At 70.5% G+C, this 19946-nt stretch carries 18 protein-coding genes; 13 read left to right on the top strand and 5 right to left on the bottom strand.

The window, feature by feature from the left end; all coding sequences use genetic code 11:
• Window positions 1-14 precede the first annotated feature (14 nt).
• Complete coding sequence (gene acnA, locus ACJMNC_RS00415; RefSeq protein WP_408945990.1) at window positions 15-2834, bottom strand: aconitate hydratase AcnA; 2820 nt, start codon at window positions 2832-2834, stop codon at window positions 15-17.
• 308 nt (window positions 2835-3142) lie between these two features.
• On the opposite strand from acnA, the gene ACJMNC_RS00410 reads away from it, so the two are divergent.
• The 8 genes from ACJMNC_RS00410 to ACJMNC_RS00375 all read left to right on the top strand — a co-directional run bounded on the left by ACJMNC_RS00410 (window position 3143) and on the right by ACJMNC_RS00375 (window position 11334).
• On the top strand, window positions 3143-3775 hold the full coding sequence (locus tag ACJMNC_RS00410) for a DUF6676 family protein (protein WP_408945989.1): 633 nt from the start codon (window positions 3143-3145) through the stop codon (window positions 3773-3775).
• A gap of 250 nt (window positions 3776-4025) precedes the next feature.
• Complete coding sequence (locus tag ACJMNC_RS00405; protein ID WP_408945988.1) at window positions 4026-5471, top strand: NlpC/P60 family protein; 1446 nt, start codon at window positions 4026-4028, stop codon at window positions 5469-5471.
• Between the two features lie 74 nt (window positions 5472-5545).
• Entirely contained in the window at window positions 5546-6667 is a 1122-nt protein-coding gene (locus ACJMNC_RS00400; protein ID WP_408945987.1) for an AAA family ATPase, read from the top strand.
• Between the two features lie 4 nt (window positions 6668-6671).
• On the top strand, window positions 6672-7604 hold the full coding sequence (locus tag ACJMNC_RS00395; protein ID WP_408945986.1) for a DUF58 domain-containing protein: 933 nt from the start codon (window positions 6672-6674) through the stop codon (window positions 7602-7604).
• Window positions 7604-8596, top strand: coding sequence for a VWA domain-containing protein (locus tag ACJMNC_RS00390; protein ID WP_408945985.1), 993 nt, complete (start codon window positions 7604-7606; stop codon window positions 8594-8596). Before ACJMNC_RS00395 ends, ACJMNC_RS00390 begins: the two co-directional genes overlap by 1 nt.
• An 86-nt stretch (window positions 8597-8682) precedes the next feature.
• Window positions 8683-9417: a 3-oxoacyl-ACP reductase FabG1 gene (gene fabG1 / locus ACJMNC_RS00385; RefSeq protein ID WP_408945984.1), complete on the top strand. Its 735-nt coding sequence runs from the start codon at window positions 8683-8685 to the stop codon at window positions 9415-9417.
• Window positions 9418-9477: 60 nt separating this feature from the next.
• Window positions 9478-10311 (top strand): NADH-dependent enoyl-ACP reductase InhA, encoded by an 834-nt coding sequence (gene inhA, locus ACJMNC_RS00380; RefSeq protein WP_408945983.1) that lies wholly within the window; start codon window positions 9478-9480, stop codon window positions 10309-10311.
• A 6-nt stretch (window positions 10312-10317) separates the two neighbouring features.
• Complete coding sequence (locus ACJMNC_RS00375) at window positions 10318-11334, top strand: ferrochelatase (RefSeq protein ID WP_408945982.1); 1017 nt, start codon at window positions 10318-10320, stop codon at window positions 11332-11334.
• 19 nt (window positions 11335-11353) lie between these two features.
• Here ACJMNC_RS00375 and ACJMNC_RS00370 read toward each other — a convergent pair whose 3' ends face one another.
• Window positions 11354-12148: a serine/threonine protein kinase gene (locus ACJMNC_RS00370; RefSeq protein ID WP_408945981.1), complete on the bottom strand. Its 795-nt coding sequence runs from the start codon at window positions 12146-12148 to the stop codon at window positions 11354-11356.
• A 69-nt stretch (window positions 12149-12217) separates the two neighbouring features.
• On the opposite strand from ACJMNC_RS00370, the gene ACJMNC_RS00365 reads away from it, so the two are divergent.
• The 3 genes from ACJMNC_RS00365 (at window position 12218) to ACJMNC_RS00355 (ending at window position 14815) form a co-directional block, all read left to right on the top strand.
• Complete coding sequence (locus ACJMNC_RS00365) at window positions 12218-13045, top strand: DUF3097 domain-containing protein (RefSeq protein WP_408946435.1); 828 nt, start codon at window positions 12218-12220, stop codon at window positions 13043-13045.
• 93 nt (window positions 13046-13138) lie between these two features.
• The gene (locus tag ACJMNC_RS00360; RefSeq protein WP_408945980.1) at window positions 13139-13570 is read left to right on the top strand and encodes an NfeD family protein; all 432 of its coding nucleotides are present in this window, start codon (window positions 13139-13141) and stop codon (window positions 13568-13570) included.
• A 3-nt stretch (window positions 13571-13573) separates the two neighbouring features.
• Window positions 13574-14815, top strand: a complete 1242-nt coding sequence (locus ACJMNC_RS00355) for an SPFH domain-containing protein (RefSeq protein ID WP_408945979.1) — start codon at window positions 13574-13576, stop codon at window positions 14813-14815.
• Window positions 14816-14828: 13 nt separating this feature from the next.
• Here the strand turns inward: ACJMNC_RS00355 and ACJMNC_RS00350 are convergent, their stop codons facing one another.
• The 3 genes from ACJMNC_RS00350 to ACJMNC_RS00340 all read right to left on the bottom strand — a co-directional run bounded on the left by ACJMNC_RS00350 (window position 14829) and on the right by ACJMNC_RS00340 (window position 16899).
• Complete coding sequence (locus ACJMNC_RS00350; protein WP_408945978.1) at window positions 14829-15386, bottom strand: hypothetical protein; 558 nt, start codon at window positions 15384-15386, stop codon at window positions 14829-14831.
• Between the two features lie 61 nt (window positions 15387-15447).
• Window positions 15448-16038, bottom strand: coding sequence for a hypothetical protein (locus ACJMNC_RS00345; protein ID WP_408945977.1), 591 nt, complete (start codon window positions 16036-16038; stop codon window positions 15448-15450).
• 78 nt (window positions 16039-16116) lie between these two features.
• Window positions 16117-16899 carry a TVP38/TMEM64 family protein gene (locus ACJMNC_RS00340; protein ID WP_408945976.1) on the bottom strand — a complete coding sequence of 261 codons (783 nt, stop codon included), beginning with the start codon at window positions 16897-16899 and terminating at the stop codon, window positions 16117-16119.
• A gap of 131 nt (window positions 16900-17030) precedes the next feature.
• Between ACJMNC_RS00340 and ACJMNC_RS00335 the strand changes: the two genes are divergently transcribed.
• Window positions 17031-18950, top strand: coding sequence for a methylmalonyl-CoA mutase family protein (locus ACJMNC_RS00335; RefSeq protein WP_408945975.1), 1920 nt, complete (start codon window positions 17031-17033; stop codon window positions 18948-18950).
• 8 nt (window positions 18951-18958) lie between these two features.
• A partial coding sequence (locus ACJMNC_RS00330; RefSeq protein ID WP_408945974.1) for a methylmalonyl-CoA mutase family protein occupies window positions 18959-19946 on the top strand: 988 nt, incomplete at its 3' end.

Below are 19946 nucleotides of genomic sequence, written 5' to 3'. Positions count from 1 at the left end.
TATCTGAGCCGGGGTCAGCTCTTGATCATGTTCCGCAGCACGTACTGCAGGATGCCGCCGTTGCGGTAGTAGTCGGCCTCACCGGGTGTGTCGATACGGACCACCGCGTCGAACTCGACCTTGCTGCCGTCCTCCTTGGTGGCGGTGACGTGCACCGTCTCCGGGGTGACGCCCTCGTTGAGCTTCTCGATGCCCTCGATGTCGAAGACCTCGGTGCCGTCCAGGCCCAGGGTCTTGGCCGACTCGCCCGCCGGGAACTGCAGCGGGACCACGCCCATGCCGATCAGGTTGGAGCGGTGGATGCGCTCGAAGGACTCGGTGATGACGGCCTTGACGCCGAGCAGCACGGTGCCCTTGGCGGCCCAGTCACGCGAGGAACCGGAGCCGTACTCCTTGCCGCCCAGCACGACCAGCGGAATGCCGGCCTCCTGGTAGTTGACCGAGGCGTCGTAGATGAACGACTGCGGGCCGCCCTCCTGGGTGAAGTCCCGGGTGTAGCCGCCGGACACGCCGTCGAGCAGCTGGTTCTGCAGACGGATGTTGGCGAAGGTGCCGCGGATCATCACCTCGTGGTTACCGCGACGGCTGCCCAGCGAGTTGTAGTCCTTGCGCTCGACGCCGTGGGCATCGAGGTACTGGGCGGCCGGGGTGCCCGGCTTGATCGGTCCGGCCGGGCTGATGTGGTCGGTGGTGACCGAGTCGCCCAGCAGTGCCAGCACGCGGGCGCCCTTGATGTCGCTGACCGGCTCCGGATGGAGCTGCATGCCGTCGAAGTACGGGGCCTTGCGCACGTAGGTCGAATTCTCGTCCCATGCGAAGGTGTCGCCCTCCGGGGTCTCCAGGTTCTGCCAGCGCTCGCCGCCGTCGAAGACGGTGGCGTAGGACTCGCGGAACATGTCCTGGCTGATCGCGGTCTTGATGGTGTCGTCGATCTCCTGCGGCGACGGCCAGATGTCCTTGAGGAAGACGTCGTTGCCGTCGGAGTCCTGGCCCAGCGGGTCGGTCTCGAAGTCGAAGTCCATCGTGCCGGCCAGGGCGTAGGCGATCACCAGCGGCGGGGAGGCCAGGTAGTTCATCTTCACGTCCGGGCTGATGCGGCCCTCGAAGTTGCGGTTGCCCGAGAGCACCGCGGTGACCGTCAGGTCGTTGTCGTTGACGGCCTTGCTGATCTCCTCCGGCAGCGGACCGGTGTTGCCGATGCAGGTGGTGCAGCCGTAACCGCCCAGGTAGAAGCCCAGCTTCTCCAGGTACGGCCACAGACCGGCCTTCTCGTAGTAGTCGGAGACGACCTGCGAGCCGGGGGCCATGTTGGTCTTGACCCAGGGCTTGGTGGTCAGGCCCTTGTCGACGGCGTTGCGGGCCAGCAGGCCGGCGCCGAGCATGACCGACGGATTCGAGGTGTTGGTGCACGAGGTGATGCCCGCGACCGCGACGGCGCCGTGGTCGAGGACGAAGGTGGTGCCCTCGGAGGTCACGGTGACCGGCTTGGACGGTCGGCCCTCGGCGCCGTTGGCGGCGGACTGCACGTTCACCGAGCCGTCGTCGGCGAAGGAGAGCGCCGCCGGATCGGAGGCCGGGAACGACTCCTCGATCGCCTCGTCGAGCGAGGACTCCGGAGTCGGCATGTGCTCTTCGACGTAGTTGTGGATGTCCTTGCGGAAGGCCACCTTGGACTCGGACAGCAGAATGCGGTCCTGCGGGCGCTTCGGGCCGGCGATCGACGGCACCACGGTGCCCAGGTCGAGTTCCAGGTACTCCGAGTAGGCCGGCTCGTGGTCCGGGTCGTGCCACATGCCCTGCTCCTTGGCGTACGCCTCGACGAGCGCGAGCTCCTCGTCGGTGCGGCCGGTCAGGCGCAGGTAGTTCACGGTCTCCTCGTCGATCGGGAAGATCGCGCAGGTGGAGCCGAACTCCGGGCTCATGTTGCCCAGGGTGGCGCGGTTGGCCAGGGGCACCTCGGCGACGCCCTTGCCGTAGAACTCGACGAACTTACCGACCACGCCGTGCTGGCGCAGCATGTCGGTCACGGTCAGCACCACGTCCGTGGCGGTGACGCCCGGCTGGATCTCGCCGGTCAGCTTGAAGCCGACGACCCGCGGAATGAGCATGGAGACCGGCTGGCCGAGCATGGCGGCCTCGGCCTCGATACCGCCGACGCCCCAGCCCAGGACGCCCAGGCCGTTCTCCATGGTGGTGTGCGAGTCGGTGCCGACGCAGGTGTCCGGGTAGGCCTGGCCGTTACGGGTCATCACGACGCGGGCCAGGTATTCGATGTTCACCTGGTGGACGATGCCGACGCCCGGCGGGACGACCTTGAAGTCGTCGAAGGCGCCCTGGCCCCAGCGGAGGAACTGGTAGCGCTCACCGTTGCGCTGGTATTCGAGTTCGACGTTGCGCTCGAAGGCGTCGGCCCGGCCGAAGACGTCCAGGATCACCGAGTGGTCGATGACCATTTCGGCGGGGGAGAGCGGATTCACCTTGTTCGGGTCGCCGCCGAGGGCGCCGACGGCCTCACGCATGGTGGCCAGGTCGACCACACAGGGCACACCGGTGAAGTCCTGCATGAGCACACGGGCCGGGGTGAACTGGATCTCGACGCTCGGCTGCGCATCCGGGTCCCAGTGGGCGAGCGCATTGATGTGCTCGGTGGTGATGTTGGCGCCGTCCTCGGTGCGCAGCAGGTTCTCGGCCAGAACCTTGAGCGCGTAGGGCAGCTTCTCGGTGCCGGGAACGGCACTCAGACGGAAGATCTCATAGGAGTTGTCGCCCACCTCCAGGGTGCCGCGGGCGCCAAACGAATTGATACTCACGTGTGCTCCAGTCTCATCGTGCATGGACCGCCGACGGGCTGCGCCGACGGGGAATCGGTGACAACAGGCGGCCGGGCTGTAGGACGCCGATGTTGCTACGCGAACCATCATAGCAGTACGCGCGTACTGGTTTGGTCGGATGGGGTGACCGGGCGAGGAAATTCCCAGGACCGGTCCGGGAAATTCCGGTGAAACACGTCGCCGGCGCCGCCCCGGTGGGATCCGGATCGGCGACACCGCGGCCGCTTCGGCGGGGCGGCGACGCCTCTGCCGTATGGTGAGCGACGAAAAGTTCCGCACCACCGGGCGCCGCAGCCCTCGAGGAGACAGCCATGACGCCGGGCCCCGCCACGTTCACGCTCGCGGCCCCCGCCGACACCACGGGGCAGTGGAAGCACCTCGACCTGCCCGCTATCGCCGCGCAACTCGAGCAGACCGGCGTCTCGGCGCCGGCCGGGGATGTGCCCGGCCTGGAGAAGATCGTCGCCCAGGCCGACGCGGACGGGCACGACCTGCACGTGGTGGTGCTCGAGGAGTCGTTCAGCCCGTTCACGGTCTACCGGGACATCGCCACGCAGCTGCAGGAGCAGACCGGCGGTACCGTGCTGGTCTTCGGCCCGGGCAGTGTGGGCACCGCATCCGACGACTTCAGCCGGGTGCAGCTCGAGGACGGCACCAGCGGTGTGACCACCATGAGCAATCCGGTGGCGGCCACCCAGGAGATCTACGACCGGGCCACCGACCCCTATGTGAACTGGACGGTGATCACCGTCGTCATGATCGTGGTGGTCCTGGTGGGCGCCGTGCTCGCACGGCTGATCATGCTCCGTGCCCGGCGCGACGACCCCGCCCAGACCGAGGCCGCCGAAAGCGATGCCGCCGCACCGCACGGTGCCGACGGGGAGGCCGGTGACGGCACCGCCGCGCAGGCCGATGCGAAGGCCTCGAGCACCCCGGCCTCCTGAGCTCACCGGGCCGGACCGCGGCCCGGCCCCGAGCGTTATCTAACTGTTATGTCGCGAATGCGGCGAACTTTCTGCTGCTCAGTGCATTTCCGCAGGTAATCACGCCCTTGTAATTCATCGTGCGCGGTTTCCGGTGGGACTGATGTGACATACGGTGCTAGAGACACATTAGTTGTGCCTGGGGTGGGTTCTCACTGTCGAGACTCAGGGTTACTCGGGTGCTTAATGGGCCGAGCTAGGGAGATCGTCGTTGAAACGGCACAGTAAGACCGCACGCCTGAAGGTGCGCACCGGCGCCATCGGCGTGCTCGCACTCGCCGCCACGATAGGCGTTGGTCCGGCCTTCGCCGAACCCTCGTCGCCGATCGCCGGGCTGGTGAATCAGATCGCCACGGTGGACCAGAACCTGGCCGACCTCGCCGACCAGGTCGCGGCGAAGCAGGAGAACGTCAACAAGGCCCTCGTCGACTTCCAGAACGCCGTCGCGGCCCAGCAGGTGGCCGCCGCGGCCGATACCAGCGCCCGCCGGTCGCTCACCCAGGCCGATGCCCTGGTGTCCAAGGCGCAGAAGGAATTCGACGACTTCATGCGGACGGTCAACCGTCAGGGCAACAGCCTGGGGTCGATGACCGAGTACGTCGCCACCGACGATCCCCAGCAGGTGCTCGACCGGCTCAGCGCCGTCGACCACGTGACCGCTCAGCAGCGGGACACCATCACCAGACTCAAGGTGGTCCGCAACCAGCAGGCCAACAAGGTGGCCGCCACCTCGGCCACGCGCCGGCAGGCCGACATCGCGGCCCAGGGCGCCGCGGCCCGCCGCGCCGACGCGATCACCGCCGTCAACGACGCCCGCAGCGCCATGTCCGACCAGCAGAACAAGCGCGCCGGCCTGGTGGACCAGCGCACCAAGCTCACCAAGAAGCTGGCGGCGCTGCGCAAGAGCGAGACGAAGGCCTCCGGCACCCCCAACGAGATCGCCCAGCAGGCCGATCAGCTGCTGCGCAAGATTCCCACCAAGCCGGTCGCGGGTGACGACATGCTCGCCCAGGCCGCCGAGGCGGCGGCCACCCTGGCGGTCGACGCGGGACAGAAGATCCTCTCCGAACTCATCGGCCAGCAGCAGATCCCGCATTCGGAACTGCTCGACGAACTCGGACTCGGCGGCGGCTCGCTCGACGGCGGCTCGAGCGGCCTGATCTCGCGAATCGGCAACGGCTCGCTCGGCTCGCTGTTCGGGGGCGGCGGCGGCACCGTCCGGCCGGGCCTACGCGGACCGCAGGCCGTGGAGCTCGTGGTCAACCGGGCCAAGTCGCAGATGGGCGTGCCCTACGCCTGGGGCGGCGGCGACGCGAACGGCCCCACCCTGGGCATCCGGGACGGCGGTGTGGCCGACAGCCACGGCGACTACAACAAGGTGGGCTTCGACTGCTCCGGCCTGATGATCTACGCCTTCGCCGGCATCGGCATCGATCTGCCGCACTACACCGGCTACCAGTACACCTCGGGGCCGCAGGTCCCCCTGGCGAACATGCAGCGCGGCGACATGATCTTCTACGGCCCCAACGCCAGCCAGCACGTCGCGATGTACCTGGGCGACGGCACGATGATCGAGGCGCCGCAGTCCGGCGACGTCGTCAAGATCTCGCCGGTGCGCACCGACGGCGCTATGCCGAACGTCGTACGCCTGACCTGACGATCGGCACCGGGCCGGTAGGCTGTTCCCGAGATCGACGTCACGTACGGCAGATGAACGAGTAGGAGCCCGGCTTGAGTGCACCCGCGAGCACCGAGAACACCCTCACCGCAGAGGACAGCAAGCTCCTCGAACGCGCGATGTACGAGGTCAAGCGCGTCATCGTCGGTCAGGATCAGCTGGTCGAGCGGATCCTGGTGGGCCTGCTGGCCCGCGGCCACATCCTCCTCGAGGGCGTGCCGGGTGTGGCCAAGACCCTCGCGGTGGAGACCTTCGCCACGGTGATCGGCGGCAGCTTCTCGCGCGTCCAGTTCACCCCGGACCTGGTGCCCACCGACCTGATCGGCACCCGGATCTACCGGCAGGGCCGGGAGGAGTTCGACACCGAGCTCGGCCCGGTGGTGGCCAACTTCCTGCTGGCCGACGAGATCAACCGGGCGCCGGCCAAGGTGCAGTCGGCGCTGCTGGAGGTGATGGCCGAGCGGCACGTCTCGATCGGCGGCGTCACCTACCCGATGCCCGACCCGTTCCTGGTGATGGCCACCCAGAACCCGATCGAGAACGAGGGCGTCTACCCGCTGCCGGAGGCGCAGCGCGACCGCTTCCTGTTCAAGGTGCTCGTCGACTACCCCACGGTGGAGGAGGAGCGCGAGATCGTCTACCGGATGGGGACCGTGGCCCCGACGGCCTCGCAGATCCTCGACCCGGAGACCACCATCCGTCTGCAGAACGTCGCCGCCGGCGCCTTCGTGCACCACGCGCTGGTGGACTACGTGGTCCGAGTGATCAACGCGACCCGGCGGCCCGGGGACCTGGGCCTGACCGACGTGGCCACCTGGCTCTCGTACGGCGCCAGCCCGCGCGCCACCCTGGGCATCGTCGCCGCCGCCCGCGCCCTGGCGGTGATCCGCGGCCGCGACTACGTGATTCCGCAGGACATCGTCGAGATCATCCCCGACGTGCTGCGTCACCGGCTGGTGCTCAGTTACGACGCGCTCGCCGACGAGGTGACCCCGGACCAGATCATCACTCGGGTGCTGCAGACCGTGGGCCTGCCCCAGGTGAGCGCGGCACCGGCTGCGCCGCAGCAGCCGCAGACCGCAGCCCGGCCGCCGCAGGCCCAGCAGCCGTCGGCAACCCAGCAGCCGCAGTCCGCCCAGCAAACACAGGGCCCGACCGGTTCCGGAGCGTCCTGACCCCATGCCCGCTGCTGACGAGCTGCCGTCCTTCGCCGACGGAAGGCTGGACGATCCGCAGCTGACCGCTGCACTGCGGACGCTGGAGCTGACCGTCCGGCGCAAACTGGACGGCGTCCTGCAGGGTGAGCACCTCGGCCTGATCCCCGGCCCCGGCTCCGAACCGGGCGAGGCGCGGCCGTACCAGCCCGGCGACGACATCCGCCGGATGGAGTGGTCGGTGACCGCCCGCACCACCGCACCGCACGTCCGGCAGATGATCGCCGACCGCGAACTGGAGACTTGGTTCGTCGTCGACGCCTCGGCCAGCCTGGACTTCGGATCGGGCACGCGCACCAAACGCGATCTGGCCGTCGCCGGCACCGCGGCCATCGTCTACCTCACATCGGGCGGCGGGAACCGGCACGGCGCCGTGATCGTCACCGGCGACACCACCGCCCGCATCCCGGCGCGGGCCGGCCGGGCGCACGACCGCGCCCTGCTCAAAGCGATCGCCACGACCCACCGCAGCGCCCCCGGTGTGCGCGGCGACCTCAACCCCGGACTCGAGGCACTGCGCCGGCCGCAGCGCCGGCGGGGTCTGGCGGTGGTGGTCAGCGATTTCCTCGGGCCGCTGGACTGGGTGCGCTCGCTGCGCGCCATCGGCGCCCACCACGACCTGCTCGGGCTCGAGGTGCTCGACCCGCGTGATGTGGAGCTGCCGGCCGTCGGCCCGGCCACTCTGGCCGACGCCGAGACCGGGGAACTGGTCGACGTCGACATCACCGAACGGCTCCGCGAGGACTTCTCGGCCGCGGCGCACGCCCACCGCGAGCAGGTGCACCGCGCCTTCCGCAGCTGCGGCGGCTCGGTACTGACCCTGCGGACCGACAGCGACTGGATCGCCGACACCGTGCGCTTCGTCGGCCGTCGCCGGCGGGCGGCGGGGGTGCGCTGATGGGGGACTGGTTCGCCCACCCGTGGTGGCTGCTGAGCATTCTGCTGGTGGTGGCGCTGGTGGGGCTGTACGTGGCCGTCATGCGCCGGCGCCGGACCCGGGCGCTGCGATTCGGCAACACCACGGTGCTCCAGAGCGTGGCCCGCACCGATCGCGACCGGTTCGCCCATGTGCCGTTCGCGCTGCTGGCGGTGGCGCTGCTGCTGCTGACCGTGGCACTGGCCGGACCGATGGCCGACCGGCAGGTACCCCGCAACCGGGCCACGGTGATGCTGGTCATCGACGTCTCCAATTCGATGAAGGCCACCGACGTGCAGCCCTCCCGGCTGCAGGCCGCCGAGGCCGCGGGCAAACGCTTCGCGGACGAACTGACCAGCGGCATCAACCTGGGCCTGGTGACCTTCGCCGGCACCCCGTCCACCCTGGTCTCGCCCACCCCGAACCACGACGCCACCAAGCGGGCGCTGAGCAACCTGCGGCTCGCTGACAAGACGGCGACCGGTGAGGGCATCTTCGCCGCCCTCGAGCAGATCAAGACCCTCAACAGCGCCCTGGGCGGCGACGACGCCGCCCCGCCGGCGCACATCGTGCTGCTCTCCGACGGCAAACAGACGGTGCCCGAATCCCCGGAGGATCCGCGCGGCGGTTTCACCGCGGCGCGCAAGGCCAAGGAGGAGGGGATCCCGGTCTCGACGATCTCCTTCGGCACCCTCAACGGCGTGATCGAACTCGACAACGGTCAGGGCGGCACAGAGCGCGTCCGGGTCCCGGTCGACGACGAATCGCTGCGCAAGATCGCGAATCTGTCGGGCGGCAGCTTCTACACCGCCGCCTCCCTCGACGAACTGAACAAGGTCTACTCGACCCTGCAGAAGAAGATCGGCTACGAGACCGAGCGCGGCGACAACTCCCGGCCGTGGCTGATCTCCGGCACCCTGCTGGCGATCGCGGCCGCCGCCGGCGCGCTGGTGCTCAACCGCCGCATACCCTGACCGCAGTCGCCGACCCGCATCGGCCGGGCGGCGGCGCTTCGCCCCGTGGCCCGCACCGGGCCCCTCGTGAGATAGGTTGGACAACCATGGCAGAGAACCAAGAGACTTCGGCGCAACCCTCGCGTTCGGTGCTGGTCACCGGTGGCAATCGCGGTATCGGGCTCGCGGTGGCCCGCCGCCTGGCCGCCGACGGTCACAAGGTGGCCGTGACCCACCGCGGCTCGGGCGCCCCGGACGGGCTGTTCGGCGTGCAGTGCGATGTCACCGACAACGCCGACGTCGAGCGGGCCTTCGCCGAGGTCGCCGAACACCAGGGGCCGGTCGAGGTGCTCGTGGCCAACGCCGGTATCACCGACAACATGCTGCTCATGCGGTTGAGCGAGGACAGCTTCGAGAAGGTGATCGACGCGAATCTGACCGGCGCCTTCCGCTGTGCCAAGGCCGCCACCAGGGGGATGCAGCGGGCCAGGTGGGGCCGGATGATCTTCCTCGGTTCGGTGGTCGCCCAGTCCGGTGTCCCCGGCCAGGCCAACTACGCCGCCTCGAAGGCCGGCCTGATCGGGCTGGCCCGGTCGATCGCCCGCGAGATCGGCACCCGCAACATCACCGCGAACGTCGTCGCCCCCGGATTCATCGACACCGACATGACCGCGGAGATGGAAGACAAGTACATCGAGATGGCCAAGCAGGCCATTCCGCTGGGCCGCACCGGCAAGCCCGAGGACGTGGCCGCGGCCATCAGCTTCCTCGCCTCCGATCAGGCCTCGTACATCACCGGTGCCGTGCTGCCCGTGGACGGTGGCATGGGCATGGGGCACTGACCCGACCGCGTCCCGCCGCACCGTATCCCCCGACGAATCAACCCGCACAGGAGTTCTCACGTGACTGGCATCCTCGCCGGCAAGACCGTTCTGGTCACCGGCATCATCACCGACGCATCGATCGCCTTCAGCACCGCCAAGGTGGCGCAGGAGCAGGGTGCCACGGTGATCATCACCGGCATCCCCGAGCGGCTGCGGCTCATCGACCGCATCGCCAAGCGGCTGCCGCAGGAGGTGCCGCCGGCGATTCCGCTGGACGTGACCGACGAGGAGAGCCTGGGCGCGCTGGCCGAGAAGGTCCGGGAGCTGGCCCCGCAGGGCGTCGACGGCGTGGTGCACTCGATCGCCTTCGCGCCCAAGACGCTGATGGGGCCGGACGCCGTGCCCTTCCTCGACGGCCCGGGACCGGATGTGGCCCGCGCCTTCGAGATCTCCGCGTGGAGCTACGCCTCGCTGGCCCGCGCCGTGCTGCCGGTGATGAACGAACGCGGCTCGATCGTCGGCATGGACTTCGATCCGCGGACCGCGCTGCCGGACTACAACTGGATGGGTGTGGCCAAGGCCGCCCTCGAATCGGTGAACCGCTATGTGGCCCGGGAAGTGGGCAACGCCAAGAAGATCCGCTCCAACCTGGTGGCCGCAGGCCCGATCAAGACGCTCGCCGCCAAGGCCATCTCGGGGACGGCCACCGACGATGCGCGCAAGCTCAACATGCTCAACGAGTACTGGGACGGGGCCTCGCCGATCGGCTGGGACGTGAACGATCCCGGGGTGGTGGGCACCAGCGTGTGTGCACTGCTGTCGGACTTCCTGCCGGGCACTACCGGCTCGATCGTCTACGTCGACGGCGGCGCGAGCCACAACACCTGGTTCCCCGACAGCTTCCTGGACTGAGCAGAGATGGCTGCCGACGCAGCGGCCCCGGACGACCGGCGGCCCTTCGATGCGCTGCTGTTCCTCTCCTTCGGCGGACCCGAGCGGGTCGAGGACATCCGGCCCTTCCTGGAGAACGTGACCCGCGGACGCGGTGTGCCGCCGGATCGGCTCGACGACGTCGCCGAGCACTACGTGCACTTCGGTGGCTCACCGCTCAACGGCCTCAACCGGGAGATGATCGACGCCCTGCGCGCGGAACTGGACCGGCGGGGCCGGGACCTGCCGATCTACTTCGGCAACCGCAACTGGAATCCGCTGATCGACGAGGCGGTCGACGGTCTGCTCGCCGACGGGCACCGGCGGGCGCTGGTCTTCGCCACCTCGGCGTGGGGCGGCTACTCGGGCTGCAAGCAGTATCACGAGGACATCGCACGGGCCGTGGAGCACGCGGGGGAGCCGGACCTGCTGCTGCGCCGGCTCCCGCAGTTCTCCACCGAGCCGGGTTTCCTCGACGCCTCGGCCCGTGCCGTTCGCGCCGGACTCGAGCGGTTCGACGGCGCGGACCCGGTGCGGGTGGTCTTCACCGCGCACTCCATCCCGATCGCCGCCGACGAACGCGTCGGCGACCGGCTGTATTCACGCCAGGTGGCCGCGGCCGCGGCGGCCACCGCGGAACGGCTCGGCCTCGGCGACTTCGACCTGGTGTGGCAGTCCAGGTCCGGCCCGCCCCAGGTGCCCTGGCTCGAACCGGACATTGGTGATCATCTGCGGGATCTGGCCGCCGCCGGTGTGCAGCGGGTGCTGGTCGCGCCGATCGGCTTCATCTCCGACCACATCGAAGTGGTCTGGGATCTGGACGAGGAGGCCCGCGAGCTGGCCGCCGAACTCGGCCTGGACTACGTCCGTGCCGCCACCGTGGGCACCGATCCGGGTTTCATCGCGATGATCGCCGACCTGGTCGAGCGGTACGCCGACGGTGGGGGAGAGCTGACCGCCCCCGGTGTGGGCGACAACGGGAACTCGTGCGGCGACGGCTGCTGACCGGTGCGGTTCCCGCCGATCAGGACGTGCGGTAGTCGCGCAGCAGCGCGTTCACCGCGGCCGTCCGTGCCCGGCGGGTCAGCGCGGCCAGGCGCCGGAGCTGGTCGTCGGCGGACGCGAGCTGTTCGGCGGAGATCCCCGGCCCGCGGGCGAGGTCGATGATCGCATCGAGCTGGGTCACCGTGGCCAGGATCCGGTCGACGCGCTGCCGGTCGTGCGGCGGCAGGTCCAGCGTCGAGGCCGCCGTGCGGGCGGCCAGCGCATCGCGCAGGTCGGCCGGCCCGCCGGTCCGCGGGCCTGCCAGACCGGCGATCACGTTCGCCGCCTCGGCAACCGCCTCGCGCAGCTCGTACTCCAGGTCGCCGAGTCCGCGCTCGGCGCCGAGTGCCTCGAGGTCGACCGGCCCGGACAGTGCGCGTACCGCCCACCGGCAGCGCTCGGCCGTGCCGTGGGCGGTCATCGCCAGCGACGGCGCCCCGGTCCGGCTCAGCAGCAGCACCTCACCGGCGCTGAGCGCCGCCTCGGTGAGGGCGCCGGGCGGCAGACCCTGCGCATCCCCGGGAGCCGGTGAGACGATCGCGGTGAGCGGCGCCGCGCCGACCAGATGGAGCAGGTCGAGTTCGGTGCCGCCGGCGTCGATCCCGGTGCCGGGTGCGGGGTCGATCTCGTGGGCCTGGGCGTAGTCGTGCAGGGTGTGCAGGACGTCGTCGGGGGCGGCCAGACCGGCCCGCCAGGCGGCCGACCACACCGCCAGCGCGCAGGCCGGCCAGGAACGCAGCAGGGCCGCTCGGGCCCGGGGAAGTGATCTAGACATGTCGTGACCACGATACGCGGAGCGTCGGCGGGCCGATCGGGGCTTTCTCGCCTACCCTGAGCACCCGTGATGGACGATCGCTACGGTCGCGATGTGCTCGCACAGCCGCGCCGCACCAAGCCCAGGGCCCCCGAGGTGGCCGCCGAACGGGACCTCGTGGTCGAGGACGCCGCCACCGGATTCTGCGGTGCGGTGGTCGGCTGGGAGAAGACCTATGCCGCGGATCTGGTCCGGCTCGAGGACCGGCACGGCCGCACCCGGGTGTTCCCGATGTATCCGGCCGCATTCCTGATCGACGGCGCCCCGGTGACACTGGTCCGGCCGCGCGGGCGCGGACCGAACGCGCCGCAGACCATCCAGACCGCCTCCGGCTCGCGCGCGCTGCCCAAGCAGCGGGCACGCACCGCCCGGGCCAGCCGGATCTTCGTCGAGGGTCTGCACGATGCGACGCTGCTCGAACGCGTCTGGGGCGACGACCTGCGCGCCGAGGGCGTGGTGGTGATGAGCCTGGACGGACTGGACAATCTCGACGATGCGCTCGCCGACTTCGCCCCCGCCGCCCACCGCCGGGCCGGGGTGCTGGTGGACCATCTGGTGGCCGGTACCAAGGAGGCCAAGCTCACCACCGGCGTCGGTCCGCACGTGCTGGTGTGCGGACACCCGTATGTGGACGTGTGGGAGGCGGTCAAACCGGCGTCGGTGGGCATCGACGCCTGGCCGACCATCCCGATGGGCACCGACTGGAAGACCGGCATCTGCCGAGAGCTCGGCTGGGGCACGCCGCAGGACGGCTGGCGCCGGGTGCTCGGCGCCGTCTCGAGCTTCCGTGATCTGGAGGTCCCGCTGCTGCGCAGCGTCGAGGAATTGATCGACTTCGTCACCGAAGCACCGGAGTAGCCCGGCCCGCCGCACCGCGTGCACTCGGCCGCGCCGCGCCGGTTGAATGACGACCGGCCCGCCGCACGGTCCCGGTCGGGCAGAATGGGTGCCATGGTCGCTCTGCTCTGGCTCGCCGCCGGCGTTCTGCTGATCGCCGCCGAGGTGGCGGTCGGTGAGTTGGTGCTGCTGATGCTCGGGGGCGGTGCACTGGCCGCCGCGCTCACCGAGTTCCTCTTCGACCCGCAGCCGTGGGTCGCCCCGGTGGTCTTCGCCGTCGTCGCCCTGCTGCTGCTGGTGACGGTGCGGCCGGTGGCCCGCCGCCACCTGCATCGCAGGCCGGCGGTGCCGACCAATGCCGAGGCGCTCGTCGGGCAGCAGGCGGTGGTGCTGGCCCCGGTGGACCTCTACAAGGGCCGGGTCAAGATCGGCGGCGACGTGTGGTCGGCGCGCGCAGCGCAGACCGCCGAGACCTATCCACAGGGCAGTACAGTCATCGTTCGTCAGATCGACGGGGCCACGGCAGTGGTCGGGAAGGACAACTGAGCCATGAGCGAGGCCGGAGCCGTGGGCATTTTTCTCGTCATCATCCTGATCGTGCTGGTCGCGGCGATCCTGTTCAAATCGGTGGCGCTCATCCCGCAGGCCGAGGCCGCGGTGATCGAGCGGCTGGGCCGGTACATCCGGACCGCCTCGGGTGAGCTGACGCTGCTGGTGCCGTTCATCGACCGGATCCGGGCGCGGGTGGACATCCGGGAACGGGTGGTCAGCTTCGCGCCGCAGCCGGTGATCACCGAGGACAATCTGACGCTGTCGATCGACACCGTCGTCTACTTCCAGGTGACCAATCCGCAGGCCGCGGTCTACGAGATCGACAACTACATCGCCGGTGTGGAGCAGCTGACCATGACCACGTTGCGCAACGTGGTCGGCGGGATGACCCTCGAGGAGACGCTGACCTCGCGCGATTCGATCAACGCGCAGTTGCGCGGGGTGCTCGACGATGCCACCGGGCGCTGGGGCCTGCGGGTGGCCCGGGTGGAGCTGAAGTCGATCATGCCGCCGCCGTCGATCCAGGAGTCGATGGAGAAGCAGATGAAGGCCGACCGGGAGAAGCGGGCCACCATTTTGGCCGCGGAGGGTCAGCGCGAGTCCGCGATCAAGACGGCCGAAGGCGCCAAGCAGAGTCAGATCCTGGCGGCCGAGGGCGCCAAGCAGGCGGCGATCCTGGCCGCCGAGGGCGATCGCCAGTCCCGGATCCTGCGGGGCCAGGGCGACCGGGCGGCGACCTATCTGCGGGCCCAGGGCGAGGCCAAGTCGGTGGAGAAGGTCTTCGGCGCGATCAAGGCCGCCCAGCCCACCCCGGAACTGCTGGCGTACCAGTATCTGCAGCAGCTGCCCGAGATGGCGGCCGGGGAGGGCAACACGGTCTGGGTGATCCCGTCCGATTTCGGTTCGGCGCTGCAGGGCTTCGCCCGCTCGTTCGCCGGGCAGGACGCCGACGGAGTCTTCCGCTACGAGCCCGGTCCGGTGCCCGAGAACGTCGAATCCGACGACGTTGACGACTGGTTCACCAGCCCCGTCGATTCGGAGGCGGCCGAGGCCCTGGCGCGCGCCGAAGCGGCCGCGGCCCGGGCCAACCTCGGCGCCGGCGATCCGCCCTCGGTCTATCCGCCGGATCCGGTGCCGCCGGCGCCGACGGCCTACCCGCAGGCCGAATACTCGCAGACCGAGTACACCCGTCCGGCCACCGATCAGGCCGGCTGGGTGGATCCGCCGCGCCCGAACTGACCGCGGCGCGGGCTCAGGCGGGTAGACAGCCGACGCCGGCGGCCGCCGCGGCCCAGAGCACCGAGGCGAAGGTGCCCAGGATGAACTGCTCACTGGCCGGGTGCTCGCGCAGTTCCGGGAACCGGGCCAGGCTCTTGACGGCCAGCACCACCGCCAGCCCGGCCGGCCAACCCAGGATCAGGCAGATCGCCACCGCCGTGCGTTCGAGCACCCCGATCACCCGGCCGCCGCGCAGCAGCGCCGGGGCGTCGGGAGGGTCGTCGAAGTTGTCGGTGCGGGTGGGGATGCCACCGGCGTGGAGGACGATCCGCACCGGATAGCCGCCGCCGGTCGCGGCCACCAGCACGGCGAGGACCTGGCCGGTGATCCGCACGGCGTCCGACGGCGGCGGCGCGACAGCGGCGCAGACGGCCGCCGCGGCCAGCAGTGCACCCAGGACGAGACTCGCGGCCACGTCGACGGTCAGCACCTGCCGGTCGGTGCGCCGGGTGTCGGACACCAGCGCGCGACGGATCGCGGCGGCGGCCAGTGCGAGCACGACGGCCGCGCTCAACAGCACGATGACGGTCACGGCGGCTCCTGTTCTGCCGGTCGGCATCGGCCGGCCTCGGTTCCCACGCTGTGGAGGCGGTTCACGCGGGCGGCGGGGCGGCGCTGAGCCTGAGCAGGTCCACCAGCAGCCGCCGGCTCGGATCCTCCAGATCCCAGCGGGCGGCCTGCAGCCGGAGCGACACCGCCTGCGCGGTGATGCCGATTCTGCCCGCCACCTCTGACTGCGTGAGTCCCTCGTCGATCAGGGCCACCGCTTCGCGGCCTGCGGCCGACCGTCCGGACAGCAGGTCCACCAGCTGCCAGGCGGCGGTCTGGGCGTGCACGCACCATCGCGAGTCGCCGGCGATCCACAGCCGGTGACGGTGCCCCTTGGCCGATTCCACCGCGGTCCGCGCGAATTCGAAGGCCGGTCCGCGGCCGGCGCGGGTCTGGTCGGGCAGCGGCCGCTCCACCTCGCCGACGCCGATGCCCACCGACCAGTGACCCTCGACGGCCAGGTCGACTGCCAGGCCGGCGACCGTGGCCGCGTCGTCGAAGACCGCCTGGAACTCGTCGCCGGCCGTCCGGTCGATGCCGCGGACGGCCGGTACCGTCGCATAGTCGCGCAGGACGTCGGCCACCCGGTCCCGATCGGTTCTGCTGCCGCGCTGGTCGGCGGTGAGGACGAACATCGGCGGCTCCCATCAAGCCTCTGGACATGACACGGTGATATCAAGTGTAAAAACTTGATAGATAAGATTCAAGCATTTTTACTTGATAGCTGCCGGAGAGTCGGCGCCGACCGCCGGGGGAGCGCCGTCCCGACCGCCGGTCACCGGCATCCGGGCATCGAGGACCAGGCCCGCGACACCGGCCAGGAACAGTCCGGCCGAGGCGACGATCATCGCCGGATCGGCCTGGCCGGCCAGGGCGTCGCCGAGGAAGACGACCGCAGCGGTGCCCGGCGCCATGCCGATCACGGTGGCCAGCAGGTACGGCGCCGGCCGGACCGAGGACAGTGCCGAGGCGTAGTTGCACACCGAGAACGGGCAGGCGGCGATCATCCGCAGCGAGCCGACGGCCAGCCAGCCGCGCCGCTCCAGACGCAGCTCGGCCGCCCGCAGCCAGCGGTGCTGCAGATAGGGCTGAACCCGCTCCCGCCCGAATCGGCGGACGAGCACGAAGGCGGCCAGCGCCGCGGCGGTCGAGGCGAGCATCGAACCCGCGAAACCGGTGGCCGGACCGAAGAGGACCCCGGACATCACGGTGAACGGGCTGCGCGGGATGGGCCCGATCGTGATCACCGCATAGGCGAAGAAGAAGACCACGACGAACCACGGGCCGAGTCCGTCCGACCACTCCCGTACACGCTCGACGGAGGGCAACGGCACCAGATAGGCCGCGGCCAGGACACCGACGAAGACCAGCGCCCCGAGCACGGCGCGCCGGATTCCCCGCCGATTGACCCGGCGCCCTTCAGTGGCGGGCGCAAGGGGTCCGCCGGACAGGTCGACCGGCTCTTCGATCGGCCGGCGGCGGGCGGTGAAGGACACTCCGACGAGTCTACTGGCGAGTCACTCCCGGCTCCGGCGCCGAGCCGGGACCGGCCTGCTGTGAGGGTGCGCCCATCGGTTAGTCTGCTGTGAGATGTGCGACCCGAACACATATGGAAGGCTTCGCTTCTATGACCGAACAGAGCGAGCGCTCGGACAACGAGCTGGCAGAAGACTATCAGCGCTGGTCAACCGCGGCAGCGGAGGTACTGGCCAAAGCCCGCCGGGTGACCCCCGACGAACTCGGGGACACTCCCGAGAACCTGCTCGCCACCCACACCCGCGACGGCGTCACGGTGCGGCCGCTGTACACCCGCAAGGACGAGCGCGCCGAGAACGGCCTGCCCGGATCGTTCCCGTTCGTGCGGGGCGCCGACCCGGCCCGCGACGTGAATCTGGGCTGGCGGGTCACCGAGCGTTTCGGTGACGACCCCGGGCAGAGCGCCGCCGAGGTCAACGAGGCCCTGCTCGACGCCGCCGGCAGCGGCACCTCCGGGCTCTGGCTGCGCGTCGGCGGCGCACTCGCGCCGGCCGATCTGGGCCGGGTGCTCGCCGGGGTGTACCTCGACCTGCTGCCGGTGACCCTCGATGCGGGCAGCGCCGGCATCGAGGCCGCCCGCGCCTACCTGGAGTTCCGCGCGGGCGCCCCGGCGGCCCCGCAGGCCGCCGAAGCCACCGCCGGCACCGTGCACAGTCTCGGGCTCTCGCCGTACACCGCCGCGTACTCCGGGCGCCCGAGCGTGCCGGTCGCCGAGGCCACCGGTCTGGCCGCCGACCTCCCGGCGGGGGTGCGGACCTTCCGCGTCGACGGCACCGACTTCGCACAGTCCGGCGCCAGCAACAGCCAGGAGCTCGGCCTGCTGGTGTCGGCGGGGCTGGCGCACGTGCGCGACCTGGTCGCGGCGGGGCTCACGCCGGCCGCAGCGCTGCGCCAGATCACCTTCGCCGTCTCCGTCGACGACGACCAGTTCGCCGGCATCGCCAAACTGCGTGCGCTGCGCGCCATGTGGTCGCGGGTCGCCGAGGTGCTCGGCGGCCCGGAGGCCGGAGCCGCGATCACCCATGCGGTCACCGACCTGGCCATGCTCACCCAGCGCGATCCATGGGTGAACATGCTGCGCAGCACCATCGCCGCCTTCGGCGCCGGGGTCGGTGGGGCCGATCAGGTGACGGTGCTGGGCTTCGACGCCTCGCTGCCCGCCGATGCGCGCACCACCAAGTCGACCTTCTCGCGGCGCATCGCCCGCAACACCCAGCTGCTGCTGCTCGAGGAGTCCAACATCGGCCGGGTGCTCGATCCGGCCGGCGGCTCCTGGTACGTCGAATCGCTCACCGACGACCTGGCCGCCGCGGGCTGGGAGCTGTTCACCCGGCTCGACGCGGCCGGCGGCTATCAGGCGGCCCTCGACGACGGGATCGTGGCCGCGGAGATCGAGGCGGCCCTGAACGTCCGCGACGACGATGTGGCGCACCGCCGGCAGGCCGTCACCGGCGTCAGCGAGTTCCCCAACCTGGGCGAGCCGACCCTGACCGGCACCGCCGGCACCGTGGAGGTGGCCACCGCGGCCCCCAACCTGGCCCGGGTGGCGCGCCGTTTCGAGGCGCTGCGTGACCGCGCCGACGCGGTCACCGCCGACGCCGGCGCCCGGCCGTCGATCCTGCTGCTGCCGCTCGGCTCCGTGGCCGAGCACAACGGCCGCACCACGTTCGTGACCAATCTGCTTGCGGCCGGCGGCATCGCCGCGGTCAATCCGGGGCCGGTCGACGCCGACGGCGTGGCTGCGCTGGTCGCCGAGCACCCCGGTTCCATCGCCGTCCTGTGCGGCACCAAGGCCCGCTACCAGGAGGACGGTCCGGGGGTGGCCGCCGCGGCCCGCGCCGCCGGCATCGACCACCTGCTGCTGGCCGGACCCGAGCGCGAATGGCCGGACGGGCCGTCACCGGCCGGTTCACCGCCGGACGGCTCACTGAAGGCGGGCATCGACGCGGTGACCGTCCTGACCGAACTTCTGGACCGGCTCACCGGCGCCGCAACCACCGTGGGAGCGTGAGGAAAGACATGACCGAGAACAGCATCCCCAATTTCGCGGACATCGAGCTCGGCGGAGGCCCGGCCGCCCCGGCCGGTCCCGGCGACGCCGCCGCCCTGGTCGACTCGCTGGCCCAGACGCACGGCTACACCCCCGAGCAGACGGTCTGGCACACCCCGGAGCAGATCCCCGTGCCGCCGGTCTTCACCCGTGCCGACCGCGACGCGGTGGCCGCCGGCGACCAGGGCTACCCGCTCGACTCGATCCCCGGCGAGGCACCCTTCATCCGCGGGCCGTACCCCACCATGTACGTGAACCAGCCGTGGACCATCCGCCAGTACGCGGGCTTCTCCACCGCGGCCGAGTCGAACGCCTTCTACCGCCGCAATCTGGCGTCGGGCCAGAAGGGTCTGTCGGTGGCCTTCGACCTGGCCACCCACCGGGGCTACGACTCGGACCATCCGCGGGTGGCCGGCGACGTCGGCATGGCCGGTGTGGCCATCGACTCGATCCTGGACATGCGCCAGCTCTTCGACGGCATCGACCTGGGCAACGTGTCGGTGTCGATGACCATGAACGGTGCGGTGCTGCCGGTCCTGGCGCTGTACGTGGTGGCCGCCGAGGAACAGGGCGTGCCGCCGGAGAAACTGGCCGGGACCATCCAGAACGACATCCTCAAAGAGTTCATGGTCCGCAACACCTACATCTATCCGCCGAAGCCGTCGATGCGGATCATCTCGGACATCTTCGCCTTCACCAGCGCGAAGATGCCCAAGTTCAACTCGATCTCGATCTCCGGCTACCACATTCAGGAGGCCGGGGCCACGGCCGATCTAGAGCTGGCCTACACCCTGGCCGACGGTGTCGAGTACATCCGCGCCGGTCTCGAGGCGGGCCTGGACATCGACAAGTTCGCACCGCGGCTCTCGTTCTTCTGGGGCATCGGCATGAACTTCTTCATGGAGGTGGCCAAGCGGCGGGCGGCCCGGCTGCTGTGGAGCGAGCTGGTTGCCCAGT

Origin of the sequence: Gordonia sp. VNK21, from assembly GCF_046098115.1 — a bacterium.
GTDB lineage: Bacteria > Actinomycetota > Actinomycetes > Mycobacteriales > Mycobacteriaceae > Gordonia.
The sequence above is the reverse complement of the archived record's forward strand: the minus strand, read 5'-3'. Positions and strand labels throughout refer to the sequence as shown.